Source organism: Pseudomonas sp. MF08817 (assembly GCF_059862705.1).
The window spans coordinates 16018-37467 of record NZ_JCBCUY010000027.1 but is presented as its reverse complement, the minus strand read 5'-3'; the positions used below and the strand labels follow the sequence as shown (position 1 = coordinate 37467).

22 protein-coding genes are annotated in these 21450 nt (G+C 58.2%); 1 reads left to right on the top strand and 21 read right to left on the bottom strand.

Features of this window, described 5'->3' with window-relative positions; genetic code table 11:
- Window positions 1–1131, top strand: a complete 1131-nt coding sequence (locus AC19YR_RS17370; protein WP_095110138.1) for a glycosyltransferase family 4 protein — start codon at window positions 1–3, stop codon at window positions 1129–1131.
- Window positions 1132–1183: 52 nt separating this feature from the next.
- Here AC19YR_RS17370 and glmS read toward each other — a convergent pair whose 3' ends face one another.
- From glmS to rpmH, 21 genes are all read right to left on the bottom strand, one after another.
- Entirely contained in the window at window positions 1184–3016 is a 1833-nt protein-coding gene (glmS, locus tag AC19YR_RS17365) for a glutamine--fructose-6-phosphate transaminase (isomerizing) (protein WP_095110140.1), read from the bottom strand.
- A 1-nt stretch (window position 3017) separates the two neighbouring features.
- The gene (locus AC19YR_RS17360; RefSeq protein ID WP_500599406.1) at window positions 3018–3794 is read right to left on the bottom strand and encodes a DeoR/GlpR family DNA-binding transcription regulator; all 777 of its coding nucleotides are present in this window, start codon (window positions 3792–3794) and stop codon (window positions 3018–3020) included.
- Between the two features lie 163 nt (window positions 3795–3957).
- On the bottom strand, window positions 3958–5325 hold the full coding sequence (gene glmU, locus AC19YR_RS17355) for a bifunctional UDP-N-acetylglucosamine diphosphorylase/glucosamine-1-phosphate N-acetyltransferase GlmU (RefSeq protein WP_500599404.1): 1368 nt from the start codon (window positions 5323–5325) through the stop codon (window positions 3958–3960).
- Window positions 5326–5440: 115 nt separating this feature from the next.
- Window positions 5441–5866 (bottom strand): F0F1 ATP synthase subunit epsilon, encoded by a 426-nt coding sequence (locus AC19YR_RS17350; protein ID WP_048381559.1) that lies wholly within the window; start codon window positions 5864–5866, stop codon window positions 5441–5443.
- Window positions 5867–5910: 44 nt separating this feature from the next.
- On the bottom strand, window positions 5911–7287 hold the full coding sequence (gene atpD, locus AC19YR_RS17345) for a F0F1 ATP synthase subunit beta (protein ID WP_095110147.1): 1377 nt from the start codon (window positions 7285–7287) through the stop codon (window positions 5911–5913).
- Between the two features lie 27 nt (window positions 7288–7314).
- Window positions 7315–8175 (bottom strand): F0F1 ATP synthase subunit gamma, encoded by an 861-nt coding sequence (atpG, locus tag AC19YR_RS17340; RefSeq protein WP_095110149.1) that lies wholly within the window; start codon window positions 8173–8175, stop codon window positions 7315–7317.
- A 50-nt stretch (window positions 8176–8225) separates the two neighbouring features.
- A complete protein-coding gene (gene atpA / locus AC19YR_RS17335; protein WP_095110151.1) occupies window positions 8226–9770 on the bottom strand; it encodes a F0F1 ATP synthase subunit alpha in 1545 nt (514 codons plus the stop codon).
- Window positions 9771–9791: 21 nt separating this feature from the next.
- Window positions 9792–10328: a F0F1 ATP synthase subunit delta gene (locus AC19YR_RS17330; protein ID WP_095110152.1), complete on the bottom strand. Its 537-nt coding sequence runs from the start codon at window positions 10326–10328 to the stop codon at window positions 9792–9794.
- 12 nt (window positions 10329–10340) lie between these two features.
- Entirely contained in the window at window positions 10341–10811 is a 471-nt protein-coding gene (locus AC19YR_RS17325; protein WP_095110154.1) for a F0F1 ATP synthase subunit B, read from the bottom strand.
- 57 nt (window positions 10812–10868) lie between these two features.
- Window positions 10869–11126, bottom strand: a complete 258-nt coding sequence (gene atpE, locus AC19YR_RS17320; RefSeq protein ID WP_002555987.1) for a F0F1 ATP synthase subunit C — start codon at window positions 11124–11126, stop codon at window positions 10869–10871.
- Between the two features lie 133 nt (window positions 11127–11259).
- Window positions 11260–12129 (bottom strand): F0F1 ATP synthase subunit A, encoded by an 870-nt coding sequence (gene atpB, locus AC19YR_RS17315; protein WP_095110156.1) that lies wholly within the window; start codon window positions 12127–12129, stop codon window positions 11260–11262.
- A gap of 16 nt (window positions 12130–12145) precedes the next feature.
- A complete protein-coding gene (locus AC19YR_RS17310; protein ID WP_095110158.1) occupies window positions 12146–12553 on the bottom strand; it encodes a F0F1 ATP synthase subunit I in 408 nt (135 codons plus the stop codon).
- 148 nt (window positions 12554–12701) lie between these two features.
- Window positions 12702–13574 carry a ParB/RepB/Spo0J family partition protein gene (locus AC19YR_RS17305; protein ID WP_500599402.1) on the bottom strand — a complete coding sequence of 291 codons (873 nt, stop codon included), beginning with the start codon at window positions 13572–13574 and terminating at the stop codon, window positions 12702–12704.
- Window positions 13575–13583: 9 nt separating this feature from the next.
- Window positions 13584–14381, bottom strand: a complete 798-nt coding sequence (locus tag AC19YR_RS17300) for a ParA family protein (RefSeq protein WP_095110161.1) — start codon at window positions 14379–14381, stop codon at window positions 13584–13586.
- 18 nt (window positions 14382–14399) lie between these two features.
- On the bottom strand, window positions 14400–15044 hold the full coding sequence (gene rsmG, locus AC19YR_RS17295) for a 16S rRNA (guanine(527)-N(7))-methyltransferase RsmG (RefSeq protein WP_095110163.1): 645 nt from the start codon (window positions 15042–15044) through the stop codon (window positions 14400–14402).
- Window positions 15041–16939 carry a tRNA uridine-5-carboxymethylaminomethyl(34) synthesis enzyme MnmG gene (gene mnmG / locus AC19YR_RS17290; RefSeq protein ID WP_500599400.1) on the bottom strand — a complete coding sequence of 633 codons (1899 nt, stop codon included), beginning with the start codon at window positions 16937–16939 and terminating at the stop codon, window positions 15041–15043. The genes rsmG and mnmG overlap by 4 nt, the downstream gene beginning before the upstream one ends.
- A 574-nt stretch (window positions 16940–17513) precedes the next feature.
- Window positions 17514–18884, bottom strand: a complete 1371-nt coding sequence (gene mnmE / locus AC19YR_RS17285; protein ID WP_500599398.1) for a tRNA uridine-5-carboxymethylaminomethyl(34) synthesis GTPase MnmE — start codon at window positions 18882–18884, stop codon at window positions 17514–17516.
- 79 nt (window positions 18885–18963) lie between these two features.
- Window positions 18964–20646 carry a membrane protein insertase YidC gene (gene yidC, locus AC19YR_RS17280; RefSeq protein WP_095110166.1) on the bottom strand — a complete coding sequence of 561 codons (1683 nt, stop codon included), beginning with the start codon at window positions 20644–20646 and terminating at the stop codon, window positions 18964–18966.
- A 2-nt stretch (window positions 20647–20648) separates the two neighbouring features.
- Window positions 20649–20894: a membrane protein insertion efficiency factor YidD gene (yidD, locus tag AC19YR_RS17275; RefSeq protein ID WP_095110167.1), complete on the bottom strand. Its 246-nt coding sequence runs from the start codon at window positions 20892–20894 to the stop codon at window positions 20649–20651.
- Window positions 20887–21288, bottom strand: a complete 402-nt coding sequence (rnpA, locus tag AC19YR_RS17270; protein WP_218192064.1) for a ribonuclease P protein component — start codon at window positions 21286–21288, stop codon at window positions 20887–20889. Before rnpA ends, yidD begins: the two co-directional genes overlap by 8 nt.
- Window positions 21289–21304: 16 nt before the next feature.
- Window positions 21305–21439, bottom strand: a complete 135-nt coding sequence (gene rpmH, locus AC19YR_RS17265; protein ID WP_003213577.1) for a 50S ribosomal protein L34 — start codon at window positions 21437–21439, stop codon at window positions 21305–21307.
- Window positions 21440–21450 lie beyond the last annotated feature (11 nt).

The following is a 21450-nucleotide window of genomic DNA, read 5'->3' as shown; positions in this document are numbered from 1 at the left end:
ATGCGCGTACTCCATTTTTTCAAAACCTATTTGCCCGACTCTGTGGGCGGCATCGAACAGGTCATTTATCAACTCTGTGAAAGCGGCGCACGCGAGGGTATTCAAGGCCAGGTGCTGACCTTGAGCACCGACCCGCACCCGGCGGTGATAAAGATCGGCCACCACGAAGTCCATCGCGCACGCCTGGATTGGCAACTGGCCTCTACCGGGTTCTCCACCAGCGTGTTCAAGCAGTTCCGCGAGATGGCTGCCGAAGCGGACGTGGTCAATTACCACTTCCCGTGGCCGTTCATGGACCTGGTGCATTTTGCCAGCGGCCTGAAGAAACCCACCGTGGTGACCTATCACTCAGACATCGTGCGCCAGCGTCATCTGCTGCGCCTGTATCGGCCACTGATGAACCGCTTCCTGGCCAGCGCCGACCGCATCGTCACCGCTTCGCCCAACTACCTGCACACCAGCGAGGTGCTGCAAAACTTCCGGGACAAAACCCGGGTCATTCCCTATGGCTTGGATAAGTCAGGTTATCCACAGCCCGAGCCCGAACGCCTGGCGCGGTGGCGGCAGTTGCTGGGGGAGCGGTTTTTCCTCTTTGTCGGAGTGATGCGTTACTACAAAGGCCTGCACATCCTGCTCGATGCCCTCAAGGACGTGGACTACCCGGTGGTGATCGTCGGCGCCGGGCCACTGGAAGCCGAGCTGCACGCCCAGGCCAAAACCCTGGGGTTGCGCAACCTGCACTTCCTCGGGCGGCTGGGGGATGAAGACAAAGTAGCGCTGCTGCAACTGAGCTACGCCATCGTGTTCCCTTCGCACCTGCGCTCCGAAGCCTTCGGCATTTCGTTGCTGGAAGGGGCGATGTACGGCAAGCCAATGATTTCCAGCGAAATCGGTACCGGCACCAGCTACATCAACATCGACGGCGAAACCGGCCTGGTGGTGCCGCCCAGTCATCCACAGGCCTTTCGCGAAGCGATGCGCACCCTGTGGACAAACCCGCAATTGGCCGCCGAAATGGGCCAACGCGCCGAAGCCCGCTATCGCCAGCTATTTACCGCTGACGACATGGGCCGCAAGTGGACGGCGTTATACGAAGAATTACTGGCAGAAAAGGCGTTGTCTTACGCCTGACGGCACCACAGGTCGGTGATCGGCGTTGCACCGCCACCGCCCTGTGGATAAGTCACTCCACAGTGACCGATTTCGCCAGGTTGCGCGGTTGGTCAACGTCTGTGCCCTTGAGCACCGCCACGTAGTACGAGAGCAATTGCAGCGGGATGGTGAACAGGATCGGCGACAGCACGTCGTGGATGTGCGGCATGTTCACCACATGGGTGCCTTCGCCGTTGCTCATGCCGGCGTGTTCATCGGCGAACACGATCAGTTGGCCGCCGCGGGCGCGTACTTCCTGCAAGTTGGACTTGAGCTTCTCCAGCAGCTCGTTGTTCGGCGCCACGGTAACCACCGGCATGTCGTTATCCACAAGGGCCAAGGGGCCGTGCTTGAGCTCACCGGCCGGGTACGCTTCGGCGTGGATATAGGAGATTTCCTTGAGTTTGAGCGCCCCCTCCATGGCCACCGGGAATTGCGCGCCACGGCCCAGGAACAGGGTGTGATTCTTCTCGGCGAACAGCTCGGCGATTTTTTCCACGGTGGCGTCCATGGCCAGGGCTTCGCCCAGGCGTGCCGGTAAGCGACGCAATTCTTCCACCAATTCGGCTTCCACTCCCGCCGCCAAGGTACCGCGCACCTGGCCCAAGGACAGGGTCAGCAGCAACAGGCCCACCAGTTGAGTGGTGAAGGCTTTGGTCGAGGCCACGCCTATTTCGCGGCCGGCCTGAGTCAGCAGCGTCAGGTCGGATTCGCGCACCAATGAGCTGATGCCCACGTTGCAGATCGCCAGGCTGGCGAGAAAACCCAGCTCCTTGGCGTTACGCAGCGCCGCCAAGGTGTCGGCGGTTTCGCCCGACTGGGAAATGGTCACGAACAAGGTGTCGGGCTGCACCACCACTTTGCGGTAGCGGAACTCGCTGGCGACTTCGACTTGGCACGGGATACCCGCCAGTTCTTCGAGCCAATAACGGGCGACCATCCCCGCGTGATAGCTGGTGCCGCACGCGACGATCTGCACATTGCGGACCTTGGCGAACAACTCGGCCGCTTGCGGGCCAAAGGCCTGGACCAGCACCTGGTTCTGGCTCAGGCGACCTTCCAGGGTGCGCTGCACCACAGCCGGTTGCTCGTGGATTTCCTTGAGCATGAAGTGGCGGAACTCGCCCTTGTCGGCCGCTTCGGCACCGTCGCGGTACTGCACCGTCTCGCGCTCGACCGCTACACCGTTAACGTCCCAGATCTGCACGCTTTCGCGGCGAATGTCGGCGATGTCGCCCTCTTCCAGGTACATGAAGCGGTCAGTGACCTGGCGCAGGGCCAGTTGGTCGGAGGCGAGGAAGTTCTCGCCCATGCCCAGGCCAATCACCAGAGGGCTGCCGCTGCGGGCCGCCACGACGCGATCGGGTTGCTGTGCACTGATAACCGCCAGGCCATACGCGCCATGGAGTTCCTTGACCGTGGCTTTAAGTGCGACGGTCAGGTCGCCGAGGTCCTTGAGCTTGTGGTTGAGCAGGTGGGCGATGACTTCGGTGTCGGTGTCCGAAGTAAACACGTAGCCCTGGGCCTTGAGTTGCTCGCGCAGGGCTTCGTGGTTTTCGATGATGCCGTTGTGCACCACCGCCAGGTCGCCGGAAAAATGCGGGTGGGCATTGCGTTCGCACGGTGCGCCGTGGGTTGCCCAACGGGTGTGGGCGATGCCGAGGCGGCCAACCAGCGGCGCTTCGGCCAGGGCTTGCTCCAGTTCGCTGACCTTGCCCGGCCGGCGGGCGCGTTCGAGGCTGCCGTCCTGGGTGATGACTGCCACGCCAGCGCTGTCATAGCCGCGGTATTCCAGGCGCTTGAGGCCTTCGACAAGAATGGCGGTGACGTTTCGTTCAGCGACCGCGCCGACAATTCCACACATGTTATTTCTCCTGGCTGGTAGCCGCGCAGATCACGTTGATGCCGCGGGCCTGAATCTGATCGCGAACCTGGGGGGCCAGGCGATCATCAGTAATAAGGGTATGGACGCTGCTCCAGGGCAGTTCCAGGTTAGGAATCTTGCGCCCGATCTTGTCGGACTCGACCATCACGATCACTTCCCGGGCCACCTCGGCCATTACCCGGCTAAGGCCGAGCAATTCATTGAAGGTGGTAGTGCCGCGTACCAGGTCGATGCCGTCGGCGCCGATGAACAACTGATCGAAGTCATAGGAGCGCAAAACCTGCTCCGCCACCTGGCCCTGGAACGACTCGGAATGAGGGTCCCAAGTACCGCCGGTCATCAACAGCACGGGCTCGTGCTCGAGCTCGCTCAAGGCATTGGCCACATGCAGGGAGTTGGTCATCACCACCAGGCCAGGTTGCTGGCCCAGCTCGGGGATCATGGCCGCCGTGGTGCTGCCGCTGTCGATGATGATCCGCGCATGCTCGCGGATCCGCGTCACGGCGGCCCGGGCGATGGCTTGCTTGATCGGAGAAACGGGTTGGGCCAGGTCACTGACCAGTTCCGAAGGCAGGGTGATGGCACCGCCATAGCGGCGCAGCAACAGGCCATTGCTGTCAAGGGCGGCGAGATCCTTACGGATCGTCACTTCGGACGTTTCGAAACGCTTGGCTAATTCGTCCACACTGACTTCGCCTTGCTCATTAAGCAAGGCGAGGATGTTGTGACGACGCTGGGGTGTATTTCGTTTCGACATGGCGCAGATATGTTTCGTTTCGAAAGATAACGAAGGCAATCAAAACCTATCGAGTCGGAATCGTCAAGCGGGCGATGGAAGTTTTCTGAGGGGCGGAAACTAACGTGGGAGCAGCTCCTCTGCTCCCACATTAGTGGTATTGCATACTAGGGCTGTGGATAACTCAGTCTTTCTTGATCTTGACCGGGCGTTTCCAGCCATCGATATTGCGCTGGCGGGAACGGGCAACCGCCAGTTGAGACTTATCCACATTCTGGTTGATGGTGGAACCGGCCGCCGTGCTGGCGCCATCGCCGAGGGTGACGGGTGCTACCAACGAGTTGTTGGAACCGATGAAGACGTCTTCACCGATAACGGTTTTCCACTTGTTTACGCCGTCGTAGTTGCAAGTGATGGTGCCTGCGCCGACGTTGGTACGCGCGCCGATCTGGGCGTCGCCCAGGTAGGTCAGGTGACCGGCCTTGGCGCCCTCGCCCAAATAGGCATTCTTCAACTCGACAAAGTTACCCACATGGGCCCGCGCTTCGAGTACGGTGCCGGGGCGCAAACGGGCGAACGGGCCGGCGTCGCTGCCCTCGCCCATCACCGCACCATCAAGGTGGCTGTTGGCCTTGATGACGACACCTTTGCGCAGGGTGCTGTCTTTGATAACGCAGTTAGGGCCGATGACCACGTCATCTTCGATCACCACACGGCCTTCGAGGATGACGTTGATATCAATCAGCACATCGCGCCCGACACTGACCTCGCCGCGCACATCAAAGCGAGCCGGGTCGCGCAGGGTTACGCCTTGTGCCATCAGGCGAAGGGCTTGGCGCAATTGATAGTGGCGCTCAAGCTCTGCCAATTGCTTGCGATCATTGGCGCCCTGGACTTCCATCGCGTCGTGGGGTTGTTCGGTGGCCACCTGCAAGCCGTCGTTGACCGCCATTTCGATCACGTCGGTAAGGTAGTACTCGCCCTGGACGTTGTTGTTCGACAAGCGGCTCATCCAGTCGCTCAGGTGAGCGGCTGGCACAGCGAGAATACCGGTGTTTCCCTCGGTAATAGCACGCTGGGCCTGCGTGGCATCTTTGTGCTCGACAATCGCGGTGACCTTGCCCTCGCCGTCACGCACGATGCGCCCGTAACCGGTAGGGTCGCCCAACTCGACGGTCAGCAGGCCGATTTGCCCCGGTACGACGTGTTTTAGCAGGCGTTGCAAGGTCTCGGCCTCGATCAACGGAACGTCGCCATAGAGGATCAGCACGGTGTCGGAGGTGATGAACGGCACAGCCTGGGCAGTCGCGTGGCCGGTGCCCAATTGTTTGTCCTGGAGAACGAAATTCAGGTCATCGGCAGCCAAACGCTCGCGAACCTGCTCGGCGCCGTGGCCGATCACCACATGAATGCGCTGTGGATCGAGTTGCCGTGCGCTGTGGATAACATGCCCCAGCATGGAGTTTCCCGCGATCGGGTGCAGCACCTTGGGCAATGCCGAACGCATGCGTGTGCCCTGGCCGGCGGCGAGAATAACGATTTCAAGAGACATGACTGGCTACCAATCCTGGGTGGTCAGCGGCTGCGACCAAATAGTGAAAGTCAGAAAAGAAAAAAGGGTAGCCGAGGCTACCCTTTTTAATCAATCACACAACAAGCCTGACGATTTAGCCGCCGAACTTCTTGCGGATCTGCTGGACGGTACGCAGCTGAGCTGCGGCCTCGGCCAGACGTGCAGCAGCAGAACCGTAGTCGAAATCTGCGCCTTTTTCGTTCAGGGCCTTCTCGGCAGCCTTGACGGCTTCCTGAGCGGAGGCTTCATCCAGGTCGGCAGCACGTTGCACGGTGTCGGCAAGAACCTTGACCATGTTCGGCTGAACCTCGAGGTAACCGCCGGAGATGTAAAACACCTCGGCTTCCCCACCCTGTTTAATCAGGCGGATCGGACCTGGTTTGAGTTCAGTGATTAGCGGAGCGTGGCCCAGGGCGATACCAAGATCACCCAGGCTGCCGTGCGCAATCACCATCTCGACCAGACCGGAAAAGATTTCTCCTTCCGCGCTGACGATATCGCAATGGACTGTCATAGCCATCTGCTTGCCTCAACCTGATTAGCGCCCGTTGCCGGGCGCCGGGATTACAGTTTCTTGGCTTTCTCGATCGCTTCTTCGATGCCGCCGACCATGTAGAACGCTTGTTCTGGCAGGTGGTCGTAGTCACCGTTGAGGATGCCTTTGAAGCCAGCAATGGTGTCCTTCAGGGAAACGTATTTACCCGAAGCACCGGTGAAGACTTCAGCCACGAAGAACGGCTGCGACAAGAAGCGCTGGATCTTACGAGCGCGGGATACCAACTGCTTGTCGGTTTCCGACAGTTCGTCCATACCCAGGATCGCAATGATGTCCTTCAGTTCTTTGTAGCGCTGCAGAACGTACTGGACGCCGCGAGCGGTGTCGTAGTGGTCCTGGCCGATCACGTTCGGGTCCAACTGGCGCGAAGTCGAGTCCAGTGGATCGACCGCTGGGTAGATACCCAGGGAAGCGATGTCACGGGACAGTACGACGGTGGCGTCCAAGTGGGCGAAGGTGGTCGCAGGCGACGGGTCGGTCAAGTCATCCGCAGGTACGTATACCGCTTGGATCGAAGTGATCGAGCCTTCCTTGGTCGAAGTGATACGTTCTTGCAGAACGCCCATCTCTTCAGCCAGGGTCGGCTGGTAGCCTACTGCCGAAGGCATACGGCCCAGCAGTGCGGATACTTCAGTACCGGCCAGGGTGTAACGGTAGATGTTGTCGACGAACAGCAGAACGTCGTTACCTTCGTCACGGAACTTCTCGGCCATGGTCAGGCCGGTCAGTGCTACGCGCAGACGGTTACCCGGCGGCTCGTTCATCTGACCGTAAACCAGTGCCACTTTGTCCAGAACGTTGGAGTCCTTCATCTCGTGGTAGAAGTCGTTACCCTCACGAGTACGCTCGCCCACACCGGCGAACACGGAATAACCGCTGTGCTCGATGGCGATGTTACGGATCAGCTCCATCATGTTCACGGTCTTGCCTACACCGGCACCACCGAACAGACCGACTTTACCGCCCTTGGCGAACGGGCAAACCAGGTCGATAACCTTGATGCCGGTTTCCAGCAGGTCGTTGCCGCCCGCTTGTTCAGCGAAGGATGGCGCAGGACGGTGAATGCCCCAGCGCTCTTCGGTGGCAATCGGACCGGCTTCGTCGATCGGGTTGCCCAGAACGTCCATGATCCGGCCCAGGGTCGCTTTACCGACCGGTACGGAGATGGCAGCGCCAGTGTCGACAACGTCCAGACCGCGCTTCAAGCCTTCGGTGGAACCCATCGCAATGGTACGAACCACGCCGTCGCCCAGCTGCTGCTGAACTTCCAGAGTGGTTTCCGCGCCTTGAACTTTCAGCGCGTTGTAGATGCTCGGTACGCTGTCGCGTGGAAATTCCACGTCGATAACGGCGCCGATGATTTGAACGATACGTCCGCTACTCATAGCTGGATCCTCTGAATATTTGAACCGTTAAACCGCGGCAGCGCCGCCGACGATTTCCGAGATCTCTTGGGTGATCGCAGCCTGACGCGCCTTGTTGTAGATCAGCTGCAAATCGCTGATCAAATCACCGGCGTTGTCGGTAGCGTTCTTCATTGCGATCATCCGCGCCGCTTGTTCAGCTGCGTTGTTCTCGACCACCGCCTGGTACACCTGCGACTCCACGTAACGCACCATCAAGCCGTCAAGCAGCTCTTTGGCGTCTGGTTCGTAGAGGTAGTCCCAGTGGTGCTTGAGTTCTTTTTCCGGGGTCGCCACCAATGGAATCAACTGCTCCACGGTAGGCTGTTGCGTCATGGTGTTGATGAACTTGTTGGATACCACGGACAGGCGGTCAATCCGGCCTTCCAGGTATGCATCCAGCATCACCTTGACGCTACCGATCAAGTCATTGATCGACGGTTCTTCACCCAGATGGCTGATAGCTGCTACGACGTTACCGCCGAAGTTACGGAAAAAGGCCGCACCCTTGCTACCGACCACGCACAGATCGATCTCGACGCCGTTTTCGCGGTTTACCGCCATGTCCTTGACCAGGGCCTTGAACAGGTTGGTATTCAGACCACCACACAAACCACGGTCACTGCTCACGACGACATAACCGACACGCTTAACTTCGCGATCAATCATGAACGGGTGGCGATATTCCGGGTTGGCGTTGGCCAGATGCCCAATTACCTGGCGGATACGCTCCGCATAAGGACGGCTAGCAGCCATGCGCATTTGTGCCTTGCGCATTTTGCTGACCGCCACTTTTTCCATGGCGCTGGTAATTTTTTGCGTGCTTTTGATGCTCGCAATCTTACTGCGAATCTCTTTTGCGCCTGCCATGTAACACCTATCAGGTTAGCAAGCGGGAGCCTTGCGGCTCCCGCTGCGGCTTACCAGGTTTGGGTGGCCTTGAACTTCTCGATACCAGCCTTGAGGCCAGCGTCGATTTCGTCATTGAAGTCACCCTTCACGTTGATCTTGGCCATCAAATCGGCGTGATCGCGGTTGAAGTAAGCAATCAGCGCTTGTTCAAAGCTGCCGACCTTGGTGATTTCGACGTCAGTCAGGAACCCACGCTCAGCGGCATACAGCGACAGCGACATGTCGGCAATCGACATTGGCGCATATTGCTTCTGCTTCATCAGCTCGGTAACGCGCTGACCATGCTCAAGTTGCTTACGGGTCGCTTCGTCCAGGTCAGAAGCGAACTGGGCGAATGCCGCCAGTTCACGGTACTGAGCCAGAGCGGTACGGATACCACCGGACAGCTTCTTGATGATCTTGGTCTGAGCGGCACCACCCACACGGGATACCGAAACACCGGCGTTCACAGCCGGACGGATGCCGGAGTTGAACATGGCCGATTCCAGGAAGATCTGACCGTCGGTGATGGAAATCACGTTGGTCGGAACGAACGCGGAAACGTCGCCAGCCTGGGTTTCGATGATCGGCAGTGCGGTCAGGGAACCGGTTTTGCCGGTCACTGCGCCGTTGGTGAACTTCTCTACGTACTCTTCCGAAACGCGGGATGCGCGCTCCAGCAGGCGGGAGTGGAGATAGAACACGTCGCCTGGGTAAGCTTCACGGCCTGGTGGACGGCGCAGCAGCAGGGAAATCTGGCGATAAGCCACTGCTTGCTTGGACAGATCGTCATAAACGATCAGCGCGTCTTCACCGCGGTCACGGAAGAATTCACCCATGGTGCAACCGGAGTACGGTGCCAGGAATTGCAGTGCAGGAGATTCCGAAGCACTGGCAGCCACGATAATCGTGTTGGCCAGGGCGCCGTTTTCTTCCAGCTTGCGCACCACGTTGGCGATGGTCGATTGTTTCTGACCAATGGCAACGTAGACGCAGAAGATACCGCTGTTCTTCTGGTTGATGATCGCGTCGATCGCCAGAGCGGTTTTACCGATCTGACGGTCACCGATAATCAGCTCACGCTGACCACGGCCGACTGGGATCATGGCATCGACAGCCTTGTAGCCAGTCTGTACAGGCTGGTCTACCGACTTACGCCAGATCACGCCTGGAGCAACTTTCTCGACCGCGTCGGTCTCGGTGTTGTTCAGCGGACCTTTGCCGTCAACTGGGTTACCCAGTGCGTCGACTACGCGACCCAGCAGTTCCTTACCCACCGGAACTTCGAGGATGCGGCCGGTGCACTTGGCGCTCATGCCTTCAGCCAGACTGGTGTATGCGCCCAATACAACGGCACCTACGGAGTCTTGCTCCAGGTTGAGGGCCATACCGTAGACGCCGCCCGGAAACTCGATCATCTCGCCGTACATTACGTCGGCCAGACCGTGAATCCGCACGATGCCGTCAGATACGCTGACGACAGTGCCTTCGTTACGGGCTTGGGAGGTCACATCGAGTTTGTCGATGCGGCCCTTGATGATTTCACTTATTTCGGAAGGATTGAGTTGCTGCATTGCTCTGCTGCCCCTTCAAACTCAAGATTTCAATGCTTCGGCAAGTTTCGCGATTTTGCCGCGAATCGAGCCATCGATAACCAGGTCGCCGGCGCGGATCACGACACCACCAATCAAGGCAGCGTCCTCCGCAACTTGCAGGCGCACTTCCCGGTCGAGTCGTGCACTGAGAACCTTGGCGAGTTTGTCTTGCTGTTCTTGGCTCAATGCAAAAGCACTGGTCACTTCAACGTCTACCGACTTCTCACGCTCGGCCTTGTACAGGTCGAACAGAGCGGCAATCTCCGGCAAAAGCGGGAGACGGTCGTTTTCGGCAACGACGTGGATGAAGTTCTGCACTTTTACATCAAACTTGTCGCCGCACACGTCAATGAACGTGGCGGCCTTATCTGCGCTCGTCAGTCGCGGGGCCTTGAGCACGCGCCGCATCGTGTCGTCTTGCGACACTGCTGCAGCCAGGCCGAGCATGGCTGACCAAGAGGCCAGCTGCTGGTGGGCCTGGGCGTGCTCGAAGGCTGCCTTAGCGTAAGGTCGGGCCAACGTGGTCAATTCTGCCATGATCGCCCTCGCTTAAATTTCAGCAGCCAGTTTATTAACCAGCTCCGCGTGCGCGTTTTGATCGATTGTGGCACCCAGGATCTTCTCTGCGCCGTTGACTGCCAGGCTACCCAATTGGGCGCGCAGGGCGTCTTTGACACCGTTCAGTTCCTGTTCGATCTCGGCCTGAGCCTGTGCCTTCACACGTTCAGCTTCGACGCGAGCCTGATCTCGGGCTTCGTCGACGATCTGAGTACCGCGTTTCTTGGCTTGCTCAATGATTTCAGCTGCCTGAGCTTTCGCTTCGCGCAGTTGCTGACCCGCTTTATCTTGGGCCAACTCCAGGTCACGAGCTGCTCGGCTGGCAGCGTCCAGTCCATCCGCGATCTTCTTCTGACGTTCGTGCAAAGCCGCAATGACCGGAGGCCAAACGAACTTCATGCAAAAAAGTACAAAGATTAAGAACGCAACGGACTGGCCAATCAGGGTTGCATTAATGTTCACGCCAACACCTCGCTCGTTCGTTGCACATCACTCTAATCAACTCGAAGATTCGAGTGATTAGCCAGCGAGTTGACCAACGAAGGGGTTCGCGAAGGTGAAGAACAGAGCGATACCAACACCGATCATGGTCACGGCGTCGAGCAAGCCAGCCACGATGAACATTTTAACTTGCAGCATTGGAACCATTTCTGGCTGACGCGCTGCGCCTTCCAGGAACTTGCCGCCCAACAGGCCGAAACCAATTGCGGTACCCAGTGCGCCCAGGCCGATCAACAGTGCAACAGCGATAGCGGTTAGACCAACTACAGTTTCCATCTTTCCTCCCGACTTTTACGTCGTATGGTTTAGGTTTTTTAGATTAAAGCGGTAAAACAAATCGTTTCATCGAGCCCGTGACGGGCCCCCTCCCGTTTGACCGGGAGGGACATCAGACTAGCCTAGGCTGGCCTTAATGGTTCTCTTCGTGCGCCATCGACAGGTAGACGATGGTCAGCATCATGAAGATAAACGCCTGCAGGGTGATAATCAGGATGTGGAACACTGCCCACGCCCACTGCAGAACTACACCCAGGCCGCTAAGCCAGAGCAGACCGCTGCCGAACATCACAGCAATCAGAATGAAGACCAGCTCGCCGGCGTACATGTTGCCGAACAGACGCAGTGCCAGGGAGATCGGCTTGGCGATCAGGGTGACGAATTCCAGCAGGAAGTTCACCGGGATCAGCAGGGCTTGAACGAAGACGTTCTTGCTGCCGAAGGGGTGCAGGGTCAGTTCGCCAATGAAGCCGCCGATGCCCTTTACCTTGATGCTGTAGAAAATAATCAGCGCGAACACCGACAGAGCCATGCCCAGGGTAGCGTTCGGGTCAGTGGTCGATACGGCGCGGAATGGAATGTGCGGATCACCGGAGATCCACATAGCCACCTGAGGAATCCAATCTACCGGGATCAGGTCAACGGCGTTCATCAGGAACACCCAGACGAAGATGGTCAGTGCCAATGGTGCAATCACCGGGCTACGGCCATGGAAGCTGTCTTTCACGCTGCCATCGACGAATTCGACCAATACTTCAACGAAGTTCTGCAAAGCACCAGGTTGACCGGAAGTCGCTTTCTTTGCCGCCATGCGGAAAAGAAGAACGAAGACCAGGCCCAATGCGACCGACCAGCCGAGGGTATCGACGTGGAAAGCCCAGAAGCCCATTTCCTTGGCTTCTGCTGCGGTGTGAGCAAAGCCCCAGCCGCCATTGGGTAGCTGCCCGAAGGTCAGGTTCTGCAAGTGGTGCTGGATATAGCCCGAAGCGGTTGTCTCTGCCATGGTTGCCTCAAACGCCCTAAGGTCTCGAAAGTCTTGTTCTCATCAGCAGGGGAGCGAACCAGCTGACCAGTTGGGTCAGCACGAAGACGCCGAATACAGCTAGCGGCGCCAATGGCTTCACACCTGCGAACGTCAATGCAAAGAGCACTGCCGTCAAAATCAGTTTGCCCGCTTCACCGGCATAAAAAGACCGGACGATAGCTTGGGCTGCTCGGGCGCCGGAAAACCGAAATGCCCTGTGAGCGAAATACACATTAGGTAACAAGGCTATCAGGCCTCCGCAGAGTCCTGAGTATCCGGCAACGACTCCGCGCCATTGCCAGAGCGCCAGTGCAGCGATCAGCAAAACGACAAATTGGGCCATTAACACCGGAAAAACCGCCAGACGATGGAAGGGCAAGCGGTTTGGCGTGCGGGTTTCCATCACTCTTGCTCCCCAGAGGTCGGCTGCCGGAAATCAATAACTTGGCATAATTTGTGCCGACAAAATGCGCGCAGAGTATAGGGGCGGTTCTGCCCCTATTCAACTGTCAGGTAGTGATTTCCGACTGCGCGCTACATACGCAATTGTTTCAGCGGATGTGAGCGAGGACGCCCTGCAACTCGTCGAGGGAGTTGTAGCCTATGACCAGTTGCCCTTTTCCCTTCTTACCGTGGCGGATCTGCACCGCAGAGCCCAGCCGCTCGGCCAGGCGCTGTTCCAGGCGCGCGATATCCGGGTCGGGTTTGACCGGTTCGGCAGCCTCCTGTTTGCCACTCAACCACTGGCGAACGAGGGCTTCGGTCTGGCGCACGGTCAGACCTCGTGCGACAACGTGTCGCGCCCCTTCAACCTGTTGATTTTCCGGCAATCCGAGCAATGCGCGGGCATGACCCATTTCCAGGTCGCCGTGGGACAGCATGGTTTTAATCACTTCCGGCAACGCAATCAGGCGCAACAAGTTGGCCACCGTCACCCGAGACTTGCCCACCGCCTCGGCGACCTGTTGCTGGGTCAGCTGAAATTCCTGCTGTAAGCGCTGCAGGGCAATCGCTTCTTCGATCGGATTGAGGTCTTCACGCTGGATGTTCTCGATCAGCGCCATGGCGATGGCGGTCTCATCCGGAACATCGCGCACCATCGCCGGGATAGTTTCCTGACCGGCCTGCTGGCTCGCCCGCCAGCGGCGTTCGCCGGCGATGATTTCAAACCGACCGGCACCGATAGGGCGCACCACGATCGGCTGCATGACGCCTTGGGCCTTGATCGAATTGGCCAGTTCTTCCAGCGCCTGCGGGTCCATATCGCGACGTGGCTGGTACTTGCCACGCTGGATCAGGTCCAACGGCAGGTGTTGTAGCTCACGTTTATCGGCCTGTACCGCTTGCTCCTCCAGGGAGCTCACGGTCGGACCGCTGAGCAGTGCATCCAGTCCTCGTCCGAGACCTCGTTTCTTGACGGCCATGGGGATTCCTTAAGTTGCCTGAGCAGCGGCAGTACGTGAATTTTTACGTTGGCGACGAACCATCTCGCCCGCCAGGGCCAGATAGGCCAGTGCGCCGCGGGAGGATTTGTCGTACGCCAGGGCCGGCATGCCGTAGCTAGGGGCTTCGGCGAGGCGGATGTTGCGCGGAATGACGGTGTCGTACAGCTGATCGCCGAAATGTTCCTTGAGCTGCGCTGAAACGTCGTTCATCAAACTCAAACGTGGGTCGTACATGGTGCGCAGCAACCCCTCGATCTTGAGGTTTGGGTTAAGCAATTCAGCGATGCGCTTGATGTTATCCACAAGGTCGCTAAGCCCTTCGAGGGCAAAGTATTCACACTGCATGGGGATAATCACCCCATCAGCGGCAACCAAGGCGTTGAGCGTCAGCATCGACAACGACGGCGGGCAGTCGATCAGGATGTAGTCGTAGTTCTCTCGAATCGGCGCCAAGGCGCTGCGCAGACGGCTTTCTTTCATCTGCATTTCCAGCAGAACGACTTCGGCTGCGGTCAGGTCGCGGTTGGCAGGTAGCAACTGGTAACCGCCGTGTTCGGAAAAGTGCATGGCCTGGGCCAGGTCACATTCGCCGATCAACAGGTCGTAAACCGAGTTCTCCAGGCCATGTTTATCCACACCGCTACCCATGGTGGCGTTGCCCTGTGGATCAAGGTCGATCAACAGCACCCGGCGCTTGGTTGCGACCAGGGATGCTGCGAGGTTGATGCAGGTGGTGGTCTTGCCCACACCACCCTTTTGGTTCGCTATCGCGAATACCTTAGCCATTCTTGCTTGTGTTCCCAATCATGCCGTGCGGCGCAGTATCAGCAGATGGCGTTGGCCTTGGCAACCAGGTACGGCCAAGGCGTGTTCGCTATCGAGGTGGAAGTCTGCCGGCAATGCTACCAGCTCATCGGCGGGATGAACGCCCTTCATTGCCAGCCAACGGGTGTCGCGGTTGCCCAGGTGGCGAGTCCAGTTGCTGAAATTCTCCATGCTGCTGAACGCCCGGGAGACGATCCCGTTGAATGGCAGCTCAGGCTGGTAGCTTTCGACGCGGCTGTGGATAACTTGCAGGTTATCCAGTTTCAGCTCGAGTTTGACCTGGGTGAGGAAGCGGGTTTTCTTGCCGTTGCTGTCCAGGCAAGTCACTTGCGAGTCGGGAAACAGGATCGCCAACGGGATTCCCGGCATGCCGCCGCCACTGCCCACGTCCAGCCAACGGCCGTTTTCGATGAAGGGCATCACGCTCAAACTGTCGAGCAGATGCCGTGAGACCATTTCGTCGGGATCGCGCACGGCCGTGAGGTTGTAGGCCTTGTTCCACTTAATCAACAGCGCCAGATAACCGAGCAGCAATTCGTGCTGATTCGGCGTCAGATCAACGCCAAGGGTACGAGCGCCTGTGGATAACTCTTCGGCATGTTGCGAGGTGACCAATGAACTCAAGCGCTTTGCTCCAACTGACGGCCCGCGCCGCGTTTTTTCAAATGAATCATCAACAGTGAGATGGCCGCCGGGGTAACGCCGGGAATACGCGAGGCCTGGCCCAGGGTTTCTGGCCGCGTGGCGCCGAGCTTGCTCTGGATCTCTTTGGATAGACCGGAAATGCCGGTGTAGTCGATATCCACAGGCAACTTGGTGTTCTCACTGGCGCGCAGGCGAGCGATTTCATCCTGTTGACGATCGATGTAGCCGGCGTACTTGGTCTTGATTTCGACCTGCTCGGCGACCTGGGGGTCTTCTGCACCTTGGCCGGTCACCTCGACCAAACCCGCGTAGTCGATTTCCGGCCGGCTTAGGAGATTGAGCAGGTTGTATTCATGGGTCAGCGGCGTGCCGAATTTTTCGGCAATGGCATCGCCCTGCTCGGTGCCCGGGCGCACCCAGGTGCTTTTCAGGCGCTGCTCTTCGAGTTCGATGCTTTCGCGCTTTTTGCAGAAAGCCGCCCAACGCACATCGTCCACCAAGCCCAGTTCGCGACCTTTTTCGGTCAAGCGTAAGTCGGCATTGTCCTCACGCAGGATCAAACGGTACTCGGCCCGGGACGTGAACATCCGATACGGTTCCTGGGTACCCAGGGTAATCAGGTCGTCGACCAATACGCCGATGTAGGCTTCGTCACGGCGCGGGCACCAACTGTCCTTGCCCTGGGCACGCAGTGCCGCGTTCGCCCCGGCGAGCAAACCTTGGGCGCCGGCCTCTTCGTAGCCAGTGGTGCCGTTGATTTGCCCAGCGAAGAACAAACCGCCAATAGCTTTGGTTTCCAGGCTGTACTTCAGGTCCCGCGGGTCGAAGTAGTCGTACTCGATGGCGTAGCCAGGACGGACGATATGGGCGTTTTCCATGCCGCGGATCGATTGCACGATCTGCAATTGCACATCGAACGGCAGGGATGTGGATATCCCGTTCGGGTACAACTCATGGGTGGTCAGGCCTTCGGGTTCGATAAAGACCTGATGGCTTTCCTTGTCGGCAAAGCGGTGGATCTTGTCTTCGATCGACGGGCAGTAACGCGGGCCGATGCCTTCGATCTCGCCTGCGGCGGAATACATCGGTGAACGATCGAGGTTCGCGGCGATGATTTCGTGGGTGCGTGCGTTGGTGTGGGTGATCCAGCAACTGACCTGTTTGGGATGCTGTTCCTTGGAACCCATGAACGACATCACCGGGATTGGCGTATCACCCGGTTGTTCGGTCATCACCGAGAAATCCACGGAGCGCCCGTCTATTCGCGGCGGCGTCCCGGTTTTCAGGCGCCCGACCCGCAGCGGCAGTTCACGCAGGCGACGAGCCAGGGCAATGGAGGGCGGATCACCTGCACGGCCGCCCGAGTAATTCTGCAAACCGATGTGGATAAGTCCACCCAGGAAGGTGCCAGTGGTCAGTACCACGGCGTCGGCAAAGAAGCGCAGGCCCATTTGGGTCACAACGCCACGCACTTGATCCTGCTCGACGATCAAGTCATCGGCGGCTTGTTGAAATATCCACAGGTTGGGCTGGTTTTCCAGGGTTTCACGCACCGCAGCCTTGTAGAGCACACGGTCAGCTTGGGCGCGGGTAGCCCGCACGGCTGGGCCTTTGCGGCTGTTCAACACGCGGAACTGGATACCACCTTTATCGGTGGCCATGGCCATCGCGCCGCCGAGGGCGTCGATCTCCTTGACCAGGTGGCTTTTGCCAATGCCACCAATGGCAGGGTTGCAACTCATCGCACCGAGGGTTTCCACGTTGTGCGTCAGCAACAGGGTTTTTGCCCCCATGCGTGCTGATGCCAGTGCTGCCTCGGTACCGGCATGACCGCCGCCGATGACGATCACTTCAAAACGGGAAGGGAAATCCACCACGCACCTCGTGCCTGCTTCAGTTAGGTAATCAGGAATAGTTTAGAGCTTGGTATCTGGACCAAGGCGGCAAGTATAGGGACTTCCCCCCTCCTAAAGAACCCTTTGCACAAAATTTAACCAGCTGTGGAAAACTCGAGGTTATAGAAATTAAAAAGAAAGAAATTTATTAAATCTTTGTTTTTATGTTTATTTATACTGAGGCGTGTTTCTGTGGATAGATCGCTGTAAGCCTTTATATTCGTAATGTACAGAGATTCAAAACCCTGTGGTCATGTGACCAAGAGCCCCTTGGATAACCGGTGTAAGCCTGTGGATTAAAGAGGTGATTATCCACAGGGCAGGTTATCTCCACATTTTAGGCCCTGTTATCAACTGGCCTTAACGGCAGTTATTCACAGGGCTTAATCCGCAGAAAAGCTGCAAACGGGTACAAATCGCAGGCACGCAAACGCTGCCTCAGGCGCGGCAGGCTGTAAAAAAATGGAGGAGGGGGTGGCACGGTGCCCTGCAATTGCAGCAATACCGCGGCTCAGTTACGCCACATTGCTGGAATTTGCAGGGTAGATGAGGGCTATTTACCGATACAGAAGCTGGAAAAGATCCTTCCCAGCAAGTCGTCCGAGCTAAAAGCGCCGGTGATTTCACCCAAGGACTGCTGAGCCTGACGCAGATCCTCTGCCAGCAACTCCCCTGCTCCCGCCAGGGTCAGTTGCGCCCGGCCGTGCTCAAGGGATGCGCTGGCGTGGCGCAGGGCCTCCAGGTGGCGCCGACGGGCGCTAAAGCTACTTTCCGAGGTCTGCTCGTAGCCCATGCAGGCCTTGAGGTGCTCGCGCAGCAGCTCCAGGCCCATACCTGCGGACTTGGCACTCAGGCTAAGGGTGACGTGGCCATCGTGGCTAACTTCCATGGCGATGACCTCGCCGGTCAGGTCGGCCTTGTTGCGAATCAAGGTGACTTTCGCAGGGTCGGGGCGGGTTTCCAGGAATTCCGGCCACAGCGCAAACGGATCTGCGGCTTCAGGTGCGGTGGCATCGACCACCAACAACACCCGATCGGCCTCGCCAATGGCCTTCAAGGCCCGTTCCACGCCAATTTTTTCGACCTGGTCATCGGTGTCGCGCAGCCCGGCGGTATCAACCACATGCAGGGGCATGCCATCGATGTGGATATGTTCGCGCAGGATATCGCGGGTGGTGCCAGCAATCTCAGTCACGATGGCGGCTTCGCGCCCGGCCAGGGCGTTGAGCAGGCTGGATTTGCCGGCGTTGGGCCGGCCAGCGATGACCACTGTCATGCCATCACGCAGCAACGCGCCCTGCCCGGCTTCGCGCAGGACGGTGGATAACTCGTCGCGCACGGCGTCCAGCATGCTTAGCACGTGGCCATCGGCGAGGAAGTCGATCTCTTCTTCCGGGAAATCGATGGCGGCTTCGACGTAGATCCGTAGCGCAATCAACTGCTCGGTCAAGCTATGGACCCGTTGGGAAAACGCGCCTTGTAGAGAACGAAGGGCATTGCGTGCAGCCTGGGCGGAGCTGGCTTCAATCAGGTCCGCGATGGCTTCGGCCTGGGCCAGGTCCAGTTTGTCGTTGAGAAAGGCTCGCTCACTGAACTCCCCGGGCCGGGCCAGGCGACAGCCCAGTTCCAGGCAACGGCGCAGCAGCATGTCCAGAACCACGGGGCCGCCATGACCTTGCAGTTCCAGCACATCTTCGCCGGTAAATGAGTTCGGCCCCGGGAAGTACAGCGCGATGCCCTCGTCCAACACATCGCCCTCGGCATTGAGGAAAGGGCCGTAGTGGGCAAAGCGCGGCTTCAGTTCGCGCCCGCTGATGGCTTGGGCCGCTAGGCCTGCCAGTGGCCCAGAAATACGCACGATACCGACTCCGCCACGGCCCTGGGCGGTGGCGACGGCGGCGATGGTTTCACGAGGAGCGCTCATAAACCGATGTCCCGATAGAAATGGCAGATAGCAAAACGCCCCACTAGGGGGCGTTTTGAGTGGTTATCCACAGCGTAAGTTATGCGTCGGCTTTTTTGGTAGCCGCCTCGACTTTACGGGTGATGTACCACTGTTGGGCGATGGACAGGCAGTTGTTCACAACCCAGTACAGCACCAGACCTGCCGGGAACCACAGGAAGAAGAAGGTGAAGATGATTGGCATCATTTTCATCACCTTGGCCTGCATCGGATCCGGCGGTGTCGGGTTCAACTGCTGCTGGATGAACATGGTGGCGCCCATGATGATCGGCAGGATGAAGAACGGATCCTTGATCGACAGGTCGGTAATCCACAGCATGAACGGCGCTTGACGCATTTCCACGCTTTCCAGGAGAACCCAGTACAGCGAGAGGAAAACCGGCATTTGCACAAGAATCGGCAAGCATCCACCCAGCGGGTTGATCTTCTCTTTCTTGTACAACTCCATCATGGCTTGGGACATTTTCTGCCGGTCATCGCCATGTTGTTCTTTCAGGGCGGCCAGTTTTGGCGCCACTGCACGCATACGCGCCATGGATTTGTAGCTGGCGGCCGACAGCGGGAAGAAGATCCCTTTAATCAGCATGGTCAGGAAAATGATCGACCAACCCCAGTTACCCACCAGGCTGTGGATATGTTGCAGCAGCCAGAAAATCGGTTGGGCGATGAACCACAGGATGCCGTAGTCGACGGTCAGTTCCAGGCCAGGGGACAACTCTTTGAGAATCGCCTGGCTTTTCGGACCGGCATACAGCGTCGCGCTGGTTTCAGCCTTGGCACCCGGCGCCACGCTCAAAGCAGGGCCGGTGAAACCGATGATGTAGTTACCTTGGCTGTCTTTGCGAGTCTGCACCACGTTGTTGTCGTTCTTGGCCGGAATCCAGGCCGTCACGAAGTAGTGCTGCAACCAGGCAACCCAACCACCCTGGACCGATTCTTTGAGGGTGGCCTTGTCGATATCTTTCATCGACACTTTTTTGTACGGCTCGGCACTTGTCCACAGGGCGGCGCCCAGGTAGGTCGCGGTGCCGGTAGCTGTGGTCGAAGAAGGATCGGAGCTGGCGTCACGCTTGAGTTGGGCAAACAGGTTGCCGGTCCAGGCCTTTTCGCTGCTGTTGTCGATCAGATAGGTCACTTTCAGGTCGTACAGACCGCGAGTGAAGGTGAAACGTTTGATGTAGTTGACCCCAGCATCGCTGAACTTCAGGTCAACATTCAGCTGGTTCTGGCCATCAGCCAGTTGATAAGTCTTTTGTTCGGTCGAATAAACCGGACGGCCGGTCGGACGAGCGTCCGGGCCATCGACACCGGTCAGGCCGCTTTGGGCCAGGTAAGTGCGTTCGCCACCGTTATCGAACAATTGAAACGGGATCTCCGGGTGATCCTGGCGACGTGGGTACAGCGGCAGCATCAGCTGGGCTATATCACCACCTTGAGGGTCGATTGCAAGTTCCAGGACGTCCGTTTTAACGCGGATAAGGTCTTTGCTGGTGGCAACCGGCATTTCTGCGGGGGCGCTGGTATCGGCATTCGCGCTGGGTACATCGGCACTGGCCGCTGCATTGTTGCCCACAGGTGCGTCTGGCAGACCTGAAGTCTGGGTGTTGGCAGCAACATTCTGAGTCGGCAGGGCAGCCTGGCCATAGTCCTGGTTCCAGTTAAGGACCATAACGTAGGACACGATTGCCAGGGCGACGATCAGGATCGTGCGTTTAATATCCATGATTACTCGGCCATCGAAGAAGAACGGGAGGTAGGGATAGATGGAACCGGGTCGTAACCACCGGGATTCCACGGATGACAGCGGCCTAAACGACGAACGGCCAGCCAGCCACCACGCAGAAGGCCATGATTTTCTATGGCTTCTTGCGCGTAGCAGGAACAACTGGGGTAGAAACGACAGTGGTTGGCCATCAGAGGACTAATGGCATAGCGATAGAACTGGATCGGAACGAGTGCCAGTTTACGCATCGGGACCGCCTACCCCTACAGTTTCGGTGTTGACCGCTGGTACTGGCTTGTTACGAGCCAGACGTTTCCAGAGCTTGCCGAAATGCTGAATCAATTCGGGGTTTTCTACGTCACCCAAACCTTTGCGCGCGACGATAACGATGTCCCAACCCACCAGAGAATCCTGGTGAAGGCGAAACGATTCGCGCATCAGACGTTTGAGGCGATTGCGCTCAACGGAGAGCTTGACGCTCTTCTTGCCAATCACCAGGCCGAGGCGTGGGTGGTCAAGATCGTTGTTGCGTGCAAGGAGCAAGAGATTTTTCCCCGGAACCTTGCCGGTGGGGGAGTCAAAGACTGCCTTGAAATGCCGGGGGGTAAGCAGACGCTTTTCCCGACTGAAGTCCTGACTCACCACCAGTACCGGATTATCAAACTGCCAGACGCGCACGACCTTTGGCGCGACGGCGCGACAGAACAGCACGGCCGTTCTTGGTAGCCATGCGAGCACGGAAACCGTGGGTACGAGCGCGTTTGATGGTGCTTGGTTGGAAAGTACGTTTCATGTCGTGTTACC

Coding starts and splice junctions, on each gene's coding strand:
- AC19YR_RS17370 (WP_095110138.1), top strand. CDS start 1: ATGCGCGTACTCCATTTTTTCAAAACCTATTTGCCCGACTCTGTGGGC.
- glmS (WP_095110140.1), bottom strand. CDS start 3,016: ATGTGTGGAATTGTCGGCGCGGTCGCTGAACGAAACGTCACCGCCATT.
- AC19YR_RS17360 (WP_500599406.1), bottom strand. CDS start 3,794: ATGTCGAAACGAAATACACCCCAGCGTCGTCACAACATCCTCGCCTTG.
- glmU (WP_500599404.1), bottom strand. CDS start 5,325: ATGTCTCTTGAAATCGTTATTCTCGCCGCCGGCCAGGGCACACGCATG.
- AC19YR_RS17350 (WP_048381559.1), bottom strand. CDS start 5,866: ATGGCTATGACAGTCCATTGCGATATCGTCAGCGCGGAAGGAGAAATC.
- atpD (WP_095110147.1), bottom strand. CDS start 7,287: ATGAGTAGCGGACGTATCGTTCAAATCATCGGCGCCGTTATCGACGTG.
- atpG (WP_095110149.1), bottom strand. CDS start 8,175: ATGGCAGGCGCAAAAGAGATTCGCAGTAAGATTGCGAGCATCAAAAGC.
- atpA (WP_095110151.1), bottom strand. CDS start 9,770: ATGCAGCAACTCAATCCTTCCGAAATAAGTGAAATCATCAAGGGCCGC.
- AC19YR_RS17330 (WP_095110152.1), bottom strand. CDS start 10,328: ATGGCAGAATTGACCACGTTGGCCCGACCTTACGCTAAGGCAGCCTTC.
- atpE (WP_002555987.1), bottom strand. CDS start 11,126: ATGGAAACTGTAGTTGGTCTAACCGCTATCGCTGTTGCACTGTTGATC.
- atpB (WP_095110156.1), bottom strand. CDS start 12,129: ATGGCAGAGACAACCGCTTCGGGCTATATCCAGCACCACTTGCAGAAC.
- AC19YR_RS17310 (WP_095110158.1), bottom strand. CDS start 12,553: ATGGAAACCCGCACGCCAAACCGCTTGCCCTTCCATCGTCTGGCGGTT.
- AC19YR_RS17305 (WP_500599402.1), bottom strand. CDS start 13,574: ATGGCCGTCAAGAAACGAGGTCTCGGACGAGGACTGGATGCACTGCTC.
- AC19YR_RS17300 (WP_095110161.1), bottom strand. CDS start 14,381: ATGGCTAAGGTATTCGCGATAGCGAACCAAAAGGGTGGTGTGGGCAAG.
- mnmE (WP_500599398.1), bottom strand. CDS start 18,884: ATGAGCGCTCCTCGTGAAACCATCGCCGCCGTCGCCACCGCCCAGGGC.
- yidC (WP_095110166.1), bottom strand. CDS start 20,646: ATGGATATTAAACGCACGATCCTGATCGTCGCCCTGGCAATCGTGTCC.
- yidD (WP_095110167.1), bottom strand. CDS start 20,894: ATGCGTAAACTGGCACTCGTTCCGATCCAGTTCTATCGCTATGCCATT.
- rpmH (WP_003213577.1), bottom strand. CDS start 21,439: ATGAAACGTACTTTCCAACCAAGCACCATCAAACGCGCTCGTACCCAC.